Consider the following 16,723-nt stretch of genomic DNA (forward strand, 5'->3'; position numbering starts at 1 on the left):
GACAATCGGAGTTCGCCCTCGACAAGGAGATCCCCGCCCATGGCTGAAGTCGTCATCGTAGAGAACAAGTCCGCAGCCGGTGCACTGGTCGCCGATGAGATCGTGCGGCTGATCGACACGCTCGCCGAACCTGTTCTCGGACTGGCCACCGGCTCCACGCCGCTCCCGGTGTACGAGGCGCTGCGCGAGCGACTCGCCGGGCACGACATCGCGCATCTGCGCGGCTTCGCGCTGGATGAGTACGTCGGCATCGACCCCGCCCATCCCGAGAGCTATCGCTCGGTGATCATGCGCGAGGTGATCGAGCCGCTGGGTCTCGACCCGGAGCTCATTCGCGTTCCGAACGGCGCCGTCGAGACGATCGAGCACGCCGGAGCCGACTACGAGCAGGCGATCGCAGAGGCCGGTGGCGTCGATCTGCAGATCCTCGGCATCGGCACCGACGGGCACATCGGCTTCAACGAGCCCGGATCGTCGTTCGCCTCGAGCACGCGGGTGAAGACGCTCACCGAGCAGACCCGGAAGGACAACGCCCGCTTCTTCGACTCGATCGACGATGTGCCGCGGCACTGCATCACCCAGGGGCTCGGCACGATCCAGCGGGCGCGGCACCTGGTGCTGCTCGCCTTCGGAGAGGGCAAGGCACGCGCTGTCGCCGCCGCCCTCGAGGGGCCGGTGAGTGCGCTGGTGCCCGCATCATCGATCCAGCTGCACCCGCACGTCACGGTCGTGCTCGATGAGGCGGCCGCCAGCGAACTGAAGCTCGCGGACTACTACCGCTACAGCTTCGCGAACAAGCCGGCCTGGCAGGGCATCTGATCGTGCTGCTGTCGGTCGCGGCGGCTCAGGCCCACGCGATCGGCAGCAGATGCTCCTCGCTGAGCGGTGCCAGCGGCACACTGGTCCAGTCGCCGCGCTCCAGCCAGCGCAGTTCGGCGATCTCGGCCTGAACGACCACATCCGCTGGCTCTGCGCGCAGCGAGAAGGCATCCGCCACGACGCGATGATCCGGCTCATTCGCTGCGGCCGAGATGAACCGCCCGAGCGGCTGGAGGTCGGTCGTGTCGACCCGCAGCGACAGCTCTTCGTCCAGTTCGCGGACGAGAGTCTGCGCTGGTGTCTCGCCGGCCTCGGGTTTGCCGCCAGGCTGCATGAAGCGGGTCGTGCCCTGCTTTCTCACCACCAGGGCGCGGCCAGCGGCATCGACGATCACCGCCGCGCTCACATGGATGTCAGGCACGCGCGAACACCTTTCCGGGGTTGAGGATGCCCTGCGGATCGAAAACGCGCACGATCTGCCGCTGGAGCTCCCACTGGTCGTCGCCGAGCTCGTCGGCCAGCCAGCGACTCTTCAGCACCCCGATGCCGTGTTCGCCCGTGAGAGTGCCGCCGAGTCCGATCGCGGCGCGGAACAGCTCGTCGGCTGCAGCCCAGATGTGCGTGGGAACCTCGGCGCCGTCGAAGATGAAGTTCGGATGCAGGTTCCCGTCTCCGGCATGAGCGACCGTGGGGATGCTGATGCCGTACGACCGTTCGATGCGTGCGATCTCGTCGAACATCGCCGGCATGGCGCTGCGCGGCACGGCGACGTCCTCGATCAGTGTGGTGCCGAGCGACGCCATGGCGGCGTGCATTGAGCGGCGAATGCGCAGCAGCTCTTCGCCCTGAGCGGGATCATCGGTCATCGCGACGGCGCCTCCGGCGGCCTGCAGCACTTCGACGATGCGCGCAGCCTCATCGCGCGACGCGGGCCCGTCGGTCTGGATCGTCAGCTGCGCGGTGCCGTCAGCGGGAGTGGCCAGCGAGAGGAGGGTGTGCACTGCGGCGAGAGATGCGGCATCCATCAGCTCCATGATCGCCGGCTGGACACCGGACGCGGCCACCGCGGCGGCGCCCGCGGCCGCGTCGCGCACCGTGCGGAAGGATGCTGTCACCGTGCACACGGTGCCCTCGGTGAGCCGGCGCAGCTTCAGGGTGGCGGCGACAACGACGCCGAGCTGCCCTTCGGATCCGATGACAAGGGAGGTGAGGTCGAGGCCGCTGACGCCCTTGACCGTGCGGCGCCCGAGGCGCAGCATCCGTCCGTCTGCGAGAACCAGGTCGACGCCGAGTACGGCATCGCGGACGACGCCGTACTTCGCGCACAGCAGCCCGCCGGCCCCGGTGGCGATGTTGCCGCCGACGGTCGAGATGTCGCGGCTGGCGGGGTCGGGTGCCCACCACACGCCGTGGTCGGCGAGCAGGGTATTCAGCTGCGCGTTCAGGATGCCGGGCTCGACGACTGCGATGAGGTCATCCGGGCGCACGTCGAGCACCCGGTCCATGCCGGTCATCGACAGCACGATCTCGCCGGGGCCGGCGTTGGCGGCTCCAGCAAGGCCAGTGCCGGCACCGCGCACGACCACAGCGGTCGCGGTCTGGGAGGCGATGCGCATGGTGGCCTGCACATCGTCGACGGTTCGTGCGTGCACGACGGCGAGCGGCCGGCCGGTCGAGCGGTGCCCGCTGCGGTCGGCGCGGACGGCTTCGAGCAGCTCAGGTGAGGTGTCGACGATGTCGCCGAGCTCGTCCCGAAGCCGCTCGATGACACTCATGCGAGCGCGCGGCGCCCCGCGATGACGCCGGTGGCCACGGCCACGACGGCAAAGGCGATGCCGATGCCGGCCTGCCCCATCGACCACCAGGCGAGCGTGACGCCCGCGTAGATCAGCAGCTCGACGGCCGCGCGCAGGAACGGATGCAGGTGCAGCACGGGTCGGGGGGAGAGGAACAGTGCCCATACCAGCAGCAGCACGACCGGGGCGCCGATGCCGATGACGATGTTCCACGGCATCGCCCACGATCCGAAGCCCCAGAGGGCGAGCGTGGCGAGCGCCACAAGCAGCACGAGCACGCGAACGATCTCGAGCGGGCTGATGGCGGGGCGGTTCACGCCGGGTTCGGCGACGGAGTCGTGGGACATGTCATCAAGTCTATTCCGCGGGAGCATCACCGCAGACGGGCTGAAGGTTGTCGTCTAGCGCAATGAGCGCAGATCGGTCAGAGCCCATTCGCCGGGAACACCGTCGACGACGTAGCGGAAGCCGACCGATGGGTTCACGAGCAGGTCCTTGGCGCTCGGGCGCAGGTCAGCGATGCCGTTGCCGGCGTCGTCGAGGGTGATCTGATCACTGCGATCCGACTTCTGGTCGATCCAGACCTGCACGGTGGCGCCGGGAGTGCCGCTCACCGGGACCAGATAGTGGACCTTGAGTCCCTCGAACTGCACGGTTGCAGTACCCCAGCTCACCGCAACAGGTGCGGGGGCCTCGGGCTCCGTGCCTTCGTCGGGAGCCGGGTCCGGATCGGTACCGGGATCGGGCTTCGCGTCGGTGTCCGGATCCGTGCCGGGGTCTGGAGTGGGATCCGTTCCGGGGTCTGGAGTGGGGTCCGTGCCGGGGTCGGGTGTTGGTTCGGGAGCGGGATCCGGCGTCGGGTCCGTGCCGGGGTCGGGTGTCGGTGCTGGAGCCGGGCCCGGGTCCACGCCCGTATCGCCTCCTCCACCTTCGCCCGGTGAGGGCTTCAGTTCGGGAGTCACGTCGGGTTCAGGGGGGATCGACGCGGGCGGAACTACCGGCGCGAGCGGAACGGATGTCTCGATCGTCGGCGGCGCGTCTGCATCTGACGGCGGCTCGACTTCGGGAACCGGTGCCGGCACCGTCTGATCATCGAAGACATTGATGACGACGGGCTCATCTATCGCCATCGACGCGTCGGGAGACACCTCTGAAGCGATCGAGGAGCCGTCTGAGTCGGAGGCGTTGGGCGGCGATGTCGCGGGCGCGCCATTCAGCATCCCTGGCACAACGGCGGCTGCCGCAACGACCCCGGCTACGACGAGCGCAGCGGATCCCACACTGACCAGCGCGCCTATTCCCGCCGCTGCTCCGGATCCGGTGCTCGTAGAAGAGGCGGATGCCGTCGATGCGCCTGCGCCGCCGGCGGCGGCCGCGGATGGCGCGACGACGACCGCGCCTTCGATGATGGTGGAGGGCATCGCCGCCAGCGCGACGATCGGTGCACCCCCACCCTGCACAGCCGCGAGGTAGCCGGACGCGCCGGTGACACCGAGAACGAGTGGAAGGAGCACGAGGGCAAGGCGGCTGGAGACATCTTTCGCCTCGGCGGCGACGATCATGCATCGCGCGCATGATTCGAGGTGCTCATCTGCGCGCTTCTGTGCGCGGGCGCCGAGGTTTCCTCGTGCATGTGCGCCGAGCTGCTCAATCGTCCACTGGCATTCCGAGCCATCGCCGACGCTGCGCAGGTGCGCCTGGATCCACGCCTCGCGCAGACCTTCTCTGGCCCGGAACATGAGCTGGGAGACGGCTCCGGTGGTCATCCCGAGGAGCGGCCCGATCGCGGCGGGCTTCATCTGCTCGATCTCCGAATACCAGAGCACCTCCTGCCAGCGCGAAGGAAGAGCCCGGAAGGCCTGAGCCGTCAGGCCGTGATCGAGCGCCTCACTGGCGGCCGTATCGGTGGTGCTCGGATCAGCGATCGTCTCGAGTTCATCGATCGCCGTCTCGCGCTTCGCGCGGCCCCAGGCTGCCGCAGTGTTGCGGATGCTGGTGAAAAGGTAGGCGCGGAAGGATCCGTTGGGTCCGCCGCCCTTCAGGATGGCCTGGTAGATGCGGGCGTAGGCCTCTTGCACGAGATCGTCAGGGTCGATCGATGATGTGATCGACCTCGCGACTGTCATGCCGGATGCGTAGTGGCGGCGCCAGAGTTCGCCGAACGCATCTGCGTTCCCGGAGCGGGCGCGCAGTACGAGGTCAGCATCTGCTGACGCCTCGTGATCGCCGTTGTGCTCTACCACTGCTGCTTTCCTGTCGGTTCATGGGGAGCGCTCTCAGGTGATGCGAACGCTCTCACAAGAAGAGACGCGTGAATGACCGGTTCATCACGCGCCTCGTCCATTCTCACCCGAAAACGGTACTGAGGCCACCCCTGTGGAGAACTCGTCCAAGCCGCGGCCAGGTCGTCGAAAAGTTTTCGTGAGAAGTCGCGTAATGAAACCGGGATGAGGTCGTCTCTTCATGTGGAGCACTCCTGATGCACCGCCGGGGGGCGGTTGCTGAGGAGGTCGATGCCGGGGGTATCGCTTCGAGAATGGCCGGGCAGGAAACCTCGGGGGAGGAGCTTCCCGTCCGGCCAGCTCCGGGGAAGGGAAGGCCGCTGTACTGGGGAGTGCAGCGGCCTCCCGCACTTCCGCCGCGAGATCACAAGCGTCCGGTGGCACGATTCAGCGACTCGGCGCAGCTCCGGCCCATACGCCCCGAACGGTGAGGTCGGCGTCCAGCAGGACAGCATCCGCCACGAAACCCGCCTGCAGCAGCCCGAGCGACGAGCCGTACCCGATCGCGCTGGCAGGGGTCGCGGTGAGCGCGCGCACGGCGTCGACGAGCTCGACTCCCGCCTCAACCGCGCGCCGCAGCGCGATGTCCTGGGTGAGCGTCGAGCCGGCGATCGACCCCGTGTCGTCTGCGCGGGCGATGCCGTCCTTGACCGTGACCTTCACCGCACCGAGATCGTAGTGTCCGTCGGCGCTGCCGGCGGCGGCCATGGCATCCGTGATCAGGGCGACGCGGCCGGGAGCCGCGTCGAACAGCAACTTGATGATGTGCGGATCGAGGTGGATGTTATCGGCGATGCCCTCAAGCACCACCCGGTGGTCGGCCGCGGCGATCAGCACCGGCCCCGGCGCGCGGTGATGGATGCCGTTCATCGCGTTGAACGCGTGGGTGAGGATCGACGCACCGGCTTCGAATGCGGCCCGGGCGGCAGCAGCATCCGCTCCGGTGTGACCCACGGCGGCCGCCGCACCTGATGCGACGATCTGACGCACTGCATCGAGGCCGCCGGGCAGCTCGGGTGCGAGAGTGACCTGCCGCACGGTGCCGCGGCCGGCTTCCAGCAGACGCGCGACGTCGGCGGGTTGCGGATGCCGCAGCAGCGAAGGCTCGTGTGCGCCGTGCTTGCTCGGCTCGAGGAAGGGCCCCTCCAGGTGGCTGCCGAGCACATCCGGATCGCTCTCGACCAGATCTGCGATCACCGACACCTGCTCTGCGAGCTCGTCGAGCGTTGCCGTGACGAGCGAGATCACCGCGCGCGTCGTGCCGTGCGAGCGGTGCATTCCTCGGCCGGTGCGGATCGCCTCGACGCCGTCGTCGTACGCTACTCCCGCCCCACCGTGACCGTGGATGTCGATGAAGCCCGGGGTGAGCAGCGCGTCGGAGCCGGCGACGGCCGCGGCATCGACCACGTCATCGGCATCCGTCCAGTCGGATCCGGTGCCGCGTGCAGCGATGATGCCGTCTTCGAAGCGAACCCATGCGTTCGGGGTGGTCGTGCCGTCGCCGTCGACGAGCTGCGCGGAGTGGATGACTCGTGAGCCGCGGAAGTCAGTGATAGGGGTCATCGTTCGCGCCAGTCGATTTCGGCGGTGGGGTGGAACCGGATGCCGTCGGCCCGCCACAGCGGGGCCAGCTGGCCGACGCGGGCGCGGAAGGAACCCCAGCCGCGTCCGGTGGCATCCGGTGCAGACCAGGCGAGTTCCGCGACGGCCGCGATGCGCGGATACAGCAGCTGATCGGCGTCTTCGAGGGTGTGCACCGTCTCGGTCCACAGCGGAGCCTCGATTCCGGCGATGGCGTCGGCGGGGAGGTCGAGCAGCGACGTCGGCTCCCACTCGTATGCGCGACGCACATCGACGGTGCCGGCCCAGGTCAGCCCCAGTGGGAAGTCCTCGTCGTATTTGATGTCGAGGTAGATGGCATCGGCGGGCGAGAGGATCAGCCGGCCGCCCTGTTCGACGATATGCGCGACCTCGGCGGCGTGCGCATCGGTGGGGTCCAGCATCCCCCAGTACTGACCGTAGGTGCCTGGAGCGATCTTCTCGACGGCGCCTGCTTCATGCCAGGCGACCGGGATCTTCCCCAGTGCCATGACCATCTCGCTCACGCGCTCGACGAAGAATGCGAAGTCCTCGGCGGTCGTGCCTCGGGACTCGTCGCCGCCGATGTGCAGGTACGGGCCAGGGGTGAGCTCGCTCAGCTCGGTGAGAACGTCGCGCACGAATTCGTAGGTGCGCTCCTCGCCGATGCGCAGGCTCGAGTAGCCGACGCTGGTTCCGATGTACGGCTCGCCCATGATCGGGAGTTCCTGGCCGAGCTGGGCGGCGTCCGCTCGGAGCTGATCGGTGATCACCGGCTCTTCGACCAGTTCGGGGTAGGCGACACCGACCGCGTGGGTGTGCCCGGGCAGATCGATCTCCGGAACCAGGGTGACGTGACGGGATGCCGCGTGCGCGACGATCTCGCGGAAGTCATCCTTGCTGTAGAAGCCGGCGGAGTCGCCGTTCGCACTCGACGTGGAGGCCTTCTCCGACAGCAGCGGCCACGCGTCGATATGCAGGCGCCAGCCCTGATCATCAGTGAGGTGCAGGTGCAGGTGGTTGAACTTCAGTGCGGCGATGCGGTCGATGACCGCCTTCACCTCAGCGACGGGAAAGAAGTGCCTGGCGACATCGAGCATGACGCCGCGGTAGGCGAACCGTGGAGCATCCGCGACCTCGACGTGCGACCACCCCCAGCCTGCGTCCGTCTCCCGCAGCAGTTGCAGGAGAGTCTGGATGCCGTAGTACAGACCGGCAGCATCCGCTCCGACCACCTCGATGCTCTCCGCGATCTGCAGGGTGTAGCCCTCGGCGTCGGCAACTCTCGGGTCGACGCGCAGGGTGATGCCGCCTGTCGCCGCGTCGCCGTCGGCCTGGAGGCGGATACCGCAGCGGTGCTCGATCGCCGTGATGAGCCCAGCGGCTGCGGTGGTGTCGCCGAGCACGCGCACGACATCGGTGAGCGGCAGCCAACCAGCTTGCAGATCTGCGGTTCTCGGCATCGGAACGAGGGGAAGAACAGGAAGGACCATGAACAAAACCTACCTTGCCCACCGGGTCTATCCGCTAAGCTTTTCAACGTCGCGACTGGCGTCTGGGTGGGTCACCACCGGGGAGCGGCCTCATATGGAATCGACCGCGCGCCTGGGCCGATGAGGAACACCCCCTTTTCCCTATGTGAACTGGAGACAGCCATGACCGACCGTTACTTCGACGCCCCTCTCTCCGAGGTCGATCCCGAGATCGCCGATGTGCTCGAGCGCGAACTGAACCGCCAGCGCACGTACCTCGAGATGATCGCATCCGAGAACTTCGTCCCCGTCTCCGTGCTGCAGTCGCAGGGATCGGTGCTCACCAACAAGTACGCCGAGGGATACCCCGGTCGGCGCTACTACGGCGGATGCGAAGAGGTCGACGTCGCGGAGTCGCTGGCCATCGAGCGCGCCAAGAGCCTGTTCGGCTCCGCATTCGCGAACGTGCAGCCGCACTCGGGAGCCAGCGCGAATGCGGCGGTGCTGCACGCGATCGCACGCCCCGGCGACACGCTGCTCGGTCTGTCTCTCGACCACGGCGGCCACCTCACCCACGGCATGAAGATCAACTTCTCCGGCCGTCTTTACGACATCGTCGCCTACGGCGTCGACGCCGAGACCTCGCGCGTCGACATGGACGAGGTGCGCGCGCTCGCGCTCGAGCACAAGCCCAAGGTCATCATCGCTGGCTGGTCGGCGTACCCCCGCCAGCTCGACTTCGAAGCCTTCCGCGCCATCGCCGATGAGGTCGGTGCGCTGCTGTGGGTCGACATGGCGCACTTCGCGGGCCTCGTCGCAGCAGGCCTCCACCCGAACCCGGTGCCGCACGCGCACGTCGTCTCGTCGACCGTGCACAAGACGATCGGCGGACCGCGCTCGGGGTTCATCCTCACCAATGACGCCGACATCGCCAAGAAGATCAACTCGGCCGTCTTCCCCGGTCAGCAGGGTGGGCCGCTCATGCACGTGATCGCCGCGAAGGCGACCGCGTTCAAGCTCGCCGCGACACCGGAGTTCGCGGAGCGTCAGCAGCGTGTGCTGAGCGGCGCGTCGATCCTCGCCGACCGTCTTTCGCAGCAGGACGTGAAGGACGCCGGCATCGCCGTGCGCTCCGGTGGCACCGACGTGCACCTGGTGCTCGTCGACCTGCGTGACGCCGAGATCGATGGCAAGCAGGCCGAGGACCTCCTGCACGAGATCCACATCACCGTGAACCGCAACGCTGTTCCGAACGACCCGCGGCCGCCGATGGTCACCTCGGGCCTGCGCATCGGCACGCCCGCGCTCGCCACTCGCGGCTTCGGCGATGCCGAGTTCACCGAGGTCGCCGACGTCATCGCGCTGGCTCTGCTGCCCGGTGCCGATGTCGAGGCGCTGCGCGCCCGCGTCGACGCACTCGCCACGGCGTTCCCGCTGTACCCCGGCCTCTCCCAGTAGCACCCGTCTATATGGCGCAAAGTACCGCTATCACGGAGGTATAGCGGTACTTTGCGCCAAATAGATGCTCAGGCGTGGAAGAGAGGAATCGCGTGTCAGCGAAGTTGTTGGATGGGAAAGCCGCGGCGGCGGAGATCAAGAGCGAGCTCGGCGAACGGGTCGAGGCGCTGAAGGCCCGCGGCGTCGTCCCGGGCATCGCAACAGTGCTCGTCGGCGCCGACCCGGCCTCTCAGCTGTACGTCGGCATGAAGCATCGGCAGTCCGAGGCGATCGGGATGAACTCGATCCAGCGCGAGCTGCCGGCTGATGCTACGCAGGGCGAGGTCGAGGCGCTGCTCGACGAGCTCAATGCCGACGACAGCTGCCACGGCTACATCGTGCAGCTCCCGCTGCCGAAGCACATCGATACCGACGCGATTCTGGAGCGGATCGACCCCGCGAAGGATGCCGATGGCCTGCATCCGACCAACCTCGGTCGGCTCGTGCTGAACGTCAATGCACCGATTCACACGCCGTTGCCGTGCACGCCGCGCGGCGTGATCGAGCTGCTGCTGCGGAACGGCTACGACTTCAACGGCAAGCACGTGGTGGTGGTGGGGCGCGGTGTGACGATCGGTCGGTCGATCGGGCTGCTGCTGACGCGGCGCGATCTGAACGCCACGGTCACGCTCACGCACACGGGCACCGTCGACATGCCGAGATACCTCCGCGAGGCAGATGTCATCGTGGCCGCGGCCGGGGTCAAGCACCTCATCCGTGCCGAGGACGTCAAACCGGGCGCGGCTGTGCTCGATGTGGGGGTCACCCGTGAGGACGACCCGTCGACGGGCAAGTCGCGGGTGTTCGGCGATGTGCATCCCGATGTCGCGGACGTCGCCGGGTACCTGTCGCCGAACCCGGGCGGGGTCGGGCCGATGACGGTCGCGCTGCTGATGACTAATGTGGTCGAAGCCGCCGAGAGGTCGGTCGAGAGCCTGTAGCGCCCCCGGCGCACGGAGCTGTCGGCGTCACTGCATCAGGGTCGCTGCGGCGAGGGCTCCGAGCTCGGCGCAGGCGTCGTGCGCTGCAGCATCCGTCATGTCGACGAGGCGCAGCGGAGCCTGCATCCGCCGCCAGCGCAGCGCGGTCGCGATGCGCTCGACACTGCTCTCTGCGCCGGCGGTGTCGTTGTCTCCGCTCACCCAGAGCGCGTAGGGGAGACCCGCCGTGGCCTCAAGCACCGGGTAGTAGATCTGGTCGAAGAAGTGCTTGAGCGCGCCGGACATGTACCCGATGTTCGCGGGGGTGCCGAGCAGGATGCCGTCTGCCGCGAGCACGTCAGCGGGGCCCGCTGACAATGCCGGGCGGACGACCACGTCGACGCCCTCGATCGCATCGTCGTTCGCGCCCGCGAGCACAGCTTCCAGCATCGTCTGCATCCGCGGCGACGGCGTGTGGTGCACCACCAGCAGAGTCGTCACCGCGATCGGGTCCGCTCGTCGATGTTCTTCATGGCCCCAGGATGCCATGCCGCGGCGCGCGCGGGCGCGCACTCGCGGATGACCAGCGTCGCCCGGGGAACTCGATAAGGTCGAGGCACATACCGAAACGAAGGAGTTTCAGTCATGCCTACCACGCAGACGAAATCAGAGCGGCGCAGCATCATGCGCCCGGTGAACAGGTTCCTCGAGCGATGGGTGCCATCGGCGCTCACCTTCGCCATCGTGCTGACGCTTATCGTCGCCGTTCTGGCGATAACGCTCACTCAGACGAGCCCAGTGGATGTCATCAAGGGGTGGGGCGATGGGCTGGCAGGCCTTCTCGCCTTCATGACCCAGATGTCGCTCATCCTGCTGCTGGGGTACATGCTCGCCAACACCAAGCCCGTGCGCAAGCTGCTGCGCTGGCTCGCGCGCATCCCCACCAGCGCGGCGACAGCCTACGTCTTCGTGTTCATCGTGGCGGCACTGGCGAGCCTCATCACGTGGGGCCTCGGGCTGATCGTCGGCACGCTTCTGGCTCGCGAGATCGCTGTGCAGGCGCGCGAGCGCGCGATGAAGGTGCACTTTCCGCTGCTGGTCGCGGCCGGCTACTCCGGTTTCGTCGTCTGGCACATGGGGTACTCGGGCTCGGGTCCGCTGACTGCTGCGACGCCCGACTCCTTCCTCGCGGAAAGCCTCGGCGGCAAGGTCATCCCCGTCACCGAGACGATCTTCTCGACGTGGAACATGCTCGCGGCTCTCGCTGTCATCGTCGTGTGCGCACTGCTGTTCCTGCTCATCCGGCCCCGTAAGAACGACCCGATCTACGAGCTGCCGGCGAACGTCGGCTCGGAGCAGAGCGACGAGGCCGACGATGAGGTCGTCACGCCGGCCGACCGCATCGATGCCTCGCGCATCCTTACCCTGGTGCTCGGCGCCGCGCTCGTCGCATACCTGGTCATCCACTTCGTGCAGGGTGGCACGCTGACCCTCGACATCGTGAACTGGTCGTTCCTCGCACTGATCCTGCTGCTGGTGCGCAACCCGTTCGAGCTGATCCATCTCACGAAGAAGGCGGCGTCGAACGTCGGCGAGATCCTGCTGCAGTTCCCGCTGTATGCCGGCATCCTCGGCATCATGTCGAGTTCGGGTCTGATCACGCTGTTCTCCAACGCGTTCGTCTCGATCGCCACGCCGGTCACCTTCGGTGTGCTGGCGCTGCTCTCCGCCGGCATCGTGAACTTCTTCGTGCCCTCGGGCGGCGGGCAGTTCGCGGTGCAGGGACCGATCATGCTGGATGCGGCGAACCAACTGGGCGTCGATCCGTCGGTCGCGATCATGGCGGTCGCCTACGGCGACCAGTGGACGAATATGATCCAGCCGTTCTGGGCGCTGCCGGTGCTGGCGATCGCGGGGCTGAAGATGCGCGACATCCTCGGCTACACCTTCGTCACACTGCTCGGATCGGGCGTAGTGATGGCCGCCGTGCTGATCATCATCAGCCTGTGACCTGAACCCTCTCGGCCGGCGGAGCCGTCAGTAGGTGTCGGCGTCCGCCGCGTCGGATGCGGGGATCAGACGCGCGGCGAGAGCCTCAGCGCCCCGTGCCAGCAGCGTGACATCGGCGCTGGCCGAGAGGAAATCCGCCCCCGCGGCGAGGTAGTGCGCGGCCGCAGCCGGGTCGAAGGCGTTCACGCCGACCTTCTTGCCAGCGGACTGCGCGGCGGCGAACACGCGCAGCACCGCGGCCATGACTTCGGGGTGCGTCTGCTGGCCGGCGAGCCCCATGGATGCCGCAAGATCGGCCGGTCCGATGAGGATGCCGTCCACGCCGTCGACTGCTGCGATCTCGGCGGCATGCTCGACAGCATCCGCCGATTCGATCTGCACCAGCAGTGAGATCGTCTCGGAAGCCTGCTGCAGGTACCCCTCGACCCGACCCCACCGCCCGCTGCGCGCCAGCGCCGACCCGACGCCGCGGACGCCCTCGGGCGGATAGCGCACCGCGGCGACGGCAGCGGAGGCCTCTTCTGCCGACGCGACCATCGGCACGAGCAGATTCTGGGCGCCCGCGTCGAGCACCTGCTTGATGATCACCGGCTCGTTGCACGGCACGCGCACAACCGTCGTCACCGGGTACGCGGCGATCACCTGCAGCTGCTGCTGCACCGTGGTCAGTGTGTTCGGACCGTGCTCCATGTCGATCAGCAGCCAGTCGACACCGGAACCCGCGCAGATCTCGGCGTTCAGCGGCGAGCCGGTGCACAGCCACATGCCCACCTGCGCGCGATCGGCGTCGGCGAGCACATCGGCGAACGTGGGGGCTAGACGAAGCGACATTCGATGATTCCCATCTCTCGGTAATCGCACCGCACGACATCGCCGCGCGAGACCCACATGGGTCGTGTGAAGGATCCTGCCAGGATGATCTCTCCCGCCTCCAGGCGGGCGCCGTGCTGGTGGAACTTGTTCGCCAGCCAGGCGACCCCGGTGGCCGGGTGTCCGAGCACCCCGGCGGCGACGCCCGTCTCCTCGATCTCGCCGTTGCGGGAGAGCACGCCAGGCACCCAGCGCAGATCGATCTCGTCGGGGCGCATGCGCACATCGCCGAGCACCATCGCGCCGTACGCGGCGTTGTCGCTGATCGTATCGACGATCGTGCGGCCCTCGAGTTCGATGTGCGAATTGAGCACCTCGAGCGCCGGCACGGCGTAGTCGATCGCGGCGAGAGCGTCGTCGAGGGTGCAGTCAGGGCCCTCGAGCGGATGCTGCAGCACGAATGCCAGCTCGACCTCGATGCGCACATTCGAGAAGTCGTCGAACGGGATCTCTGAACCCGAGGCGTAGACGGTGTCATCGAACATCACGCCGTAGTCGGGCTCGGTGATGCCGGTCGCCTGCTGCATGGCCTTCGACGTCAGACCGATCTTGCGCCCGACGAGCGTGCGACCCGCGGCGATCTGAGAGTCGCGCCAGACGCCCTGGATCGCGTAGGAGTCCTCGATCGTCGCTTCCGGATGCCGGGCGGTGATGCGCGGGATCACGCTGCGTGTGCGCTCTGCATCGGCGAGTTCGGCAGCCAGCTGCGCGATCGTCTCTGCGGGGAGGGTCATAGCTGGTGACCGAGCTTGTACTCGCCCTGCTTCCACTCGGGCATCGACTCCTCGCCCTCCTCCGGGCGGGTGTAAGAGAACCCATCGGCGCCGATCGTGACAGCCATCTCGCTGCTGTCGGTGCGGGCGATGACGGGCTGCGGGTTGCCGTCGAGATCGAGTACGAGCGATGCGTCGGTGTACCAGCTGGGCACGACCGGGTTGCCCCACCAGTCACGGCGCTGGTTGTCGTGCACATCCCAGGTGATGACCGGGTTGTCGGGGTCGCCGGTGTAGTAGTCCTGCGTGTAGATCTCCACGCGGTGGCCGTCGGGGTCGCGCAGGTACAGGTAGAACGCGTTGCTCACGCCGTGGCGGCCAGGGCCGCGCTCGATGGCATCCGAGCGACGCAGCGCACCCAGCTTGTCGCAGATGGCGAGGATGTTGTGCTTCTCGTGCGTGGCGAACGCGACGTGGTGCAGGCGCGGGCCGTCGCCGCCGGTCGCCGCGGTGTCGTGCACGGTGGGCTTGCGCCGCATCCAGGCGGCGTAGACGGTGCCAGCCTCGTCCTGGATGTCTTCCGTGACGCGGAAGCCGAGGTCCTGGTAGTGGCGCACGGCGCGCGGCACATCAGGGGTGACCTGATTGAAGTGATCCAGCCGCACCAGTTCACCGGGCGTGTGCAGGTCGTACCGCCACGACAGCCGCTCGACGTGCGTGGTCTCGAAGAAGAACTCGTACGGGAATCCGAGCGGATCCACGACGCGCACCGAATCGCCGATGCCCTTGACGAATCCGTCCGGGTTGCGGCGCACATCGCATCCGAGCTCGGTGTAGAACTCGACCGCACGGTCGAGGTCCTCCGCCGCGCGCACGCGGTAAGAGAACGCCGCAGCGGCCGCGACCGGACCCTTGCGCAGCACGAGGTTGTGGTGGATGAACTCCTCGGTGGAGCGCAGGTAGATCGCCTCGTCGTCCTCTGCCGTGACGTACAGGCCGAGAACGTCGACATAGAACACGCGGGATGCCGCGAGGTCGGTGACGACGAGCTCGATGTATGCGCAGCGCAGGATGTCCGGCGGCGAGGCCTTCGGCGTCGCCACGGCGTTATCGGAGTGGATCTGCGCCTCCTGGCTCACGTAGTAGCCGGATGAGGTGAGCGTCATGCGTGCGCGGCGCGATGATTCGGTGGGATTGGTCATGTCAGCGTCCTTGCTTCTCTGAGGTTGTTTCGTCGTTCCGGGGTCAGCGGGGATCCGGATCGTCGAGATCCTGCTTGCCGAAGGCCGGGTTGTGAGGGTCGCCGAGCGTGATGTGCACGCTCTGCTGATCGGTGTAGAAATCGATCGAGCGGTAGCCGCCCTCGTGGCCGAGCCCCGAGGCCTTGACACCGCCGAACGGAGTGCGCAGATCGCGCACGTTGTTGGAGTTCAGCCACACCATGCCCGCCTGCACCGACTGTGCGAAGTTGTGAGCGCGCTTCAGATCGTTGGTCCACACGTAGGCGGCAAGGCCGTACTTCGTGTTGTTGGCCAGCTCGAGAGCTTCTTCGTCGGTGTCGAAGGGCGTGATCGCCACGACGGGGCCGAAGATCTCCTCCTGGAAGATTCGTGCGTCTGGCGACACATCAGCGAAGGCGGTGGGAGAGACGTAGTTCCCGGTCGGGAATCCCTCGGGGCGGCCGCCGCCGGCGATGAGACGACCCTCGGACTTGCCGAGTTCGACGTAGCTCATCACCTTCTCGTAGTGCTCGGGGTGTACCAGTGCACCCACCTCGGTGGTCGGGTCGTGCGGCAGTCCGACCTTCACTCGCTTGGTGATCTCGCCGAAGCGCTCGACGAACTCGTCGTAGACGTCACGCTGCACGAGGATGCGTGAACCTGCGGTGCAGCGCTCGCCGTTGAGCGAGAAGACGCCGAAGACGCAGGCGTCGATCGCCGTGTCGAGGTCGGCGTCGGCGAAGACGATGGCCGGGCTCTTGCCGCCCAGCTCCATCGAGAGTCCCTTCAGGAAAGGGGCCGAGTTGCCGAAGATGAGCTGTCCGGTGCTGCTCTCGCCGGTGAACGAGATCAGCGGCACATCCGGATGCTTGACGAGTGCGTCTCCGGCATCTTCGCCGAGTCCGTTGACGAGGTTGAAGACGCCGCGGGGGAGGCCGGCCTCTTCGAAGATGCCCGCCCATAGCGAGGCCGACAGCGGCGTGAATTCTGCAGGTTTGAGCACGACCGTGTTGCCGGTCGCGAGTGCCGGCGCGAGCTTCCACGATTCGAGCATGAACGGCGTGTTCCACGGGGTGATGAGGCCAGCGACGCCGATCGGCTTGCGATTGACGTAGTTCATCTGACGGCCCGGCACCTTGTAGGCGTCATCGGCCTGCGCGACGATCAGGTCGGCGAAGAAGCGGAAGTTCTCGGCAGCCCGTCGAGCCTGGCCGAGCGCCTGGGTGATCGGCAGGCCCGAGTCGAACGACTCCAGCTCTGCCAGCCGCTTGTCACGCGACTCGACAAGATCGGCGATGCGGTTCAGCACGCGAGAGCGCTCGCGCGGCAGCATCCGGGGCCACGGGCCCTCGTTGAAAGCCTTCGTCGCGGCTGCGACCGCACGTTCGATATCGGCCTTCTTGCCGGCGGCCGCGTGCACGTAGGTCTCATTGGTGACGGGGTTGAGCACCTCGAAGGTGTCGCCGTCGAGCGAGTCGAGGAGTTCGCCGTCGATGTAGTGCTGGATCTTCTCCGGCAGATCGGCCGGGATGTATGCGTCGGTCAT

General features: G+C 67.4%; 15 protein-coding genes and 1 riboswitch. Of the genes, 4 read left to right on the plus strand and 11 right to left on the minus strand.

The window, feature by feature from the left end; translation table 11 throughout:
• Positions 1 to 39 precede the first annotated feature (39 nt).
• Positions 40 to 819, plus strand: coding sequence for a glucosamine-6-phosphate deaminase (locus tag FM104_RS05820; RefSeq protein ID WP_087130514.1), 780 nt, complete (start codon positions 40 to 42; stop codon positions 817 to 819).
• A 25-nt stretch (positions 820 to 844) separates the two neighbouring features.
• Here FM104_RS05820 and FM104_RS05825 read toward each other — a convergent pair whose 3' ends face one another.
• The 6 genes from FM104_RS05825 to FM104_RS05850 form a co-directional block, all read right to left on the minus strand.
• Positions 845 to 1,240 carry an NUDIX hydrolase gene (locus tag FM104_RS05825; RefSeq protein WP_087130515.1) on the minus strand — a complete coding sequence of 132 codons (396 nt, stop codon included), beginning with the start codon at positions 1,238 to 1,240 and terminating at the stop codon, positions 845 to 847.
• The gene (locus tag FM104_RS05830; protein WP_087130516.1) at positions 1,233 to 2,594 is read right to left on the minus strand and encodes an FAD-binding oxidoreductase; all 1,362 of its coding nucleotides are present in this window, start codon (positions 2,592 to 2,594) and stop codon (positions 1,233 to 1,235) included. The genes FM104_RS05825 and FM104_RS05830 overlap by 8 nt, the downstream gene beginning before the upstream one ends.
• Complete coding sequence (locus FM104_RS05835; RefSeq protein ID WP_087130517.1) at positions 2,591 to 2,962, minus strand: YrdB family protein; 372 nt, start codon at positions 2,960 to 2,962, stop codon at positions 2,591 to 2,593. The genes FM104_RS05830 and FM104_RS05835 overlap by 4 nt, the downstream gene beginning before the upstream one ends.
• Before the next feature lie 54 nt (positions 2,963 to 3,016).
• Entirely contained in the window at positions 3,017 to 4,858 is a 1,842-nt protein-coding gene (locus FM104_RS05840) for a sigma-70 family RNA polymerase sigma factor (RefSeq protein WP_087130518.1), read from the minus strand.
• Positions 4,859 to 5,284: 426 nt separating this feature from the next.
• Complete coding sequence (locus FM104_RS05845) at positions 5,285 to 6,460, minus strand: N-acetylglucosamine-6-phosphate deacetylase (RefSeq protein WP_087130519.1); 1,176 nt, start codon at positions 6,458 to 6,460, stop codon at positions 5,285 to 5,287.
• Complete coding sequence (locus FM104_RS05850; protein ID WP_087130520.1) at positions 6,457 to 7,968, minus strand: family 20 glycosylhydrolase; 1,512 nt, start codon at positions 7,966 to 7,968, stop codon at positions 6,457 to 6,459. The genes FM104_RS05845 and FM104_RS05850 overlap by 4 nt, the downstream gene beginning before the upstream one ends.
• A gap of 41 nt (positions 7,969 to 8,009) precedes the next feature.
• A riboswitch (ZMP/ZTP riboswitch) is annotated at positions 8,010 to 8,093 on the plus strand.
• Between the two features lie 37 nt (positions 8,094 to 8,130).
• Here FM104_RS05850 and glyA point away from each other — a divergent pair.
• Together glyA and FM104_RS05860 are read left to right on the plus strand one after the other, a co-directional pair.
• Complete coding sequence (glyA, locus tag FM104_RS05855) at positions 8,131 to 9,405, plus strand: serine hydroxymethyltransferase (protein ID WP_087130521.1); 1,275 nt, start codon at positions 8,131 to 8,133, stop codon at positions 9,403 to 9,405.
• Between the two features lie 92 nt (positions 9,406 to 9,497).
• The gene (locus tag FM104_RS05860) at positions 9,498 to 10,385 is read left to right on the plus strand and encodes a bifunctional methylenetetrahydrofolate dehydrogenase/methenyltetrahydrofolate cyclohydrolase (protein WP_087130522.1); all 888 of its coding nucleotides are present in this window, start codon (positions 9,498 to 9,500) and stop codon (positions 10,383 to 10,385) included.
• Positions 10,386 to 10,412: 27 nt separating this feature from the next.
• On the opposite strand, the gene FM104_RS05865 is transcribed toward FM104_RS05860, so the two are convergent.
• Complete coding sequence (locus FM104_RS05865) at positions 10,413 to 10,937, minus strand: flavodoxin family protein (protein ID WP_256971536.1); 525 nt, start codon at positions 10,935 to 10,937, stop codon at positions 10,413 to 10,415.
• 72 nt (positions 10,938 to 11,009) lie between these two features.
• On the opposite strand from FM104_RS05865, the gene FM104_RS05870 reads away from it, so the two are divergent.
• Complete coding sequence (locus FM104_RS05870) at positions 11,010 to 12,374, plus strand: short-chain fatty acid transporter (RefSeq protein ID WP_256971537.1); 1,365 nt, start codon at positions 11,010 to 11,012, stop codon at positions 12,372 to 12,374.
• Between the two features lie 27 nt (positions 12,375 to 12,401).
• Here FM104_RS05870 and FM104_RS05875 read toward each other — a convergent pair whose 3' ends face one another.
• From FM104_RS05875 to hpaE, 4 genes are read right to left on the minus strand one after another with little or no spacing between them, the layout of a single operon-like run.
• Positions 12,402 to 13,205: an HpcH/HpaI aldolase family protein gene (locus tag FM104_RS05875; RefSeq protein WP_087130523.1), complete on the minus strand. Its 804-nt coding sequence runs from the start codon at positions 13,203 to 13,205 to the stop codon at positions 12,402 to 12,404.
• Complete coding sequence (locus tag FM104_RS05880; protein ID WP_087130524.1) at positions 13,190 to 13,978, minus strand: fumarylacetoacetate hydrolase family protein; 789 nt, start codon at positions 13,976 to 13,978, stop codon at positions 13,190 to 13,192. The genes FM104_RS05875 and FM104_RS05880 overlap by 16 nt, the downstream gene beginning before the upstream one ends.
• Positions 13,975 to 15,159, minus strand: a complete 1,185-nt coding sequence (gene hpaD, locus FM104_RS05885; RefSeq protein ID WP_256971538.1) for a 3,4-dihydroxyphenylacetate 2,3-dioxygenase — start codon at positions 15,157 to 15,159, stop codon at positions 13,975 to 13,977. Before hpaD ends, FM104_RS05880 begins: the two co-directional genes overlap by 4 nt.
• Before the next feature lie 43 nt (positions 15,160 to 15,202).
• Positions 15,203 to 16,723, minus strand: coding sequence for a 5-carboxymethyl-2-hydroxymuconate semialdehyde dehydrogenase (hpaE, locus tag FM104_RS05890; protein ID WP_087130525.1), 1,521 nt, complete (start codon positions 16,721 to 16,723; stop codon positions 15,203 to 15,205).

It is taken from the genome of Microbacterium esteraromaticum, assembly GCF_900163815.1.
In the GTDB taxonomy this organism is placed as follows: Bacteria; Actinomycetota; Actinomycetes; order Actinomycetales; family Microbacteriaceae; genus Microbacterium; species Microbacterium esteraromaticum_B.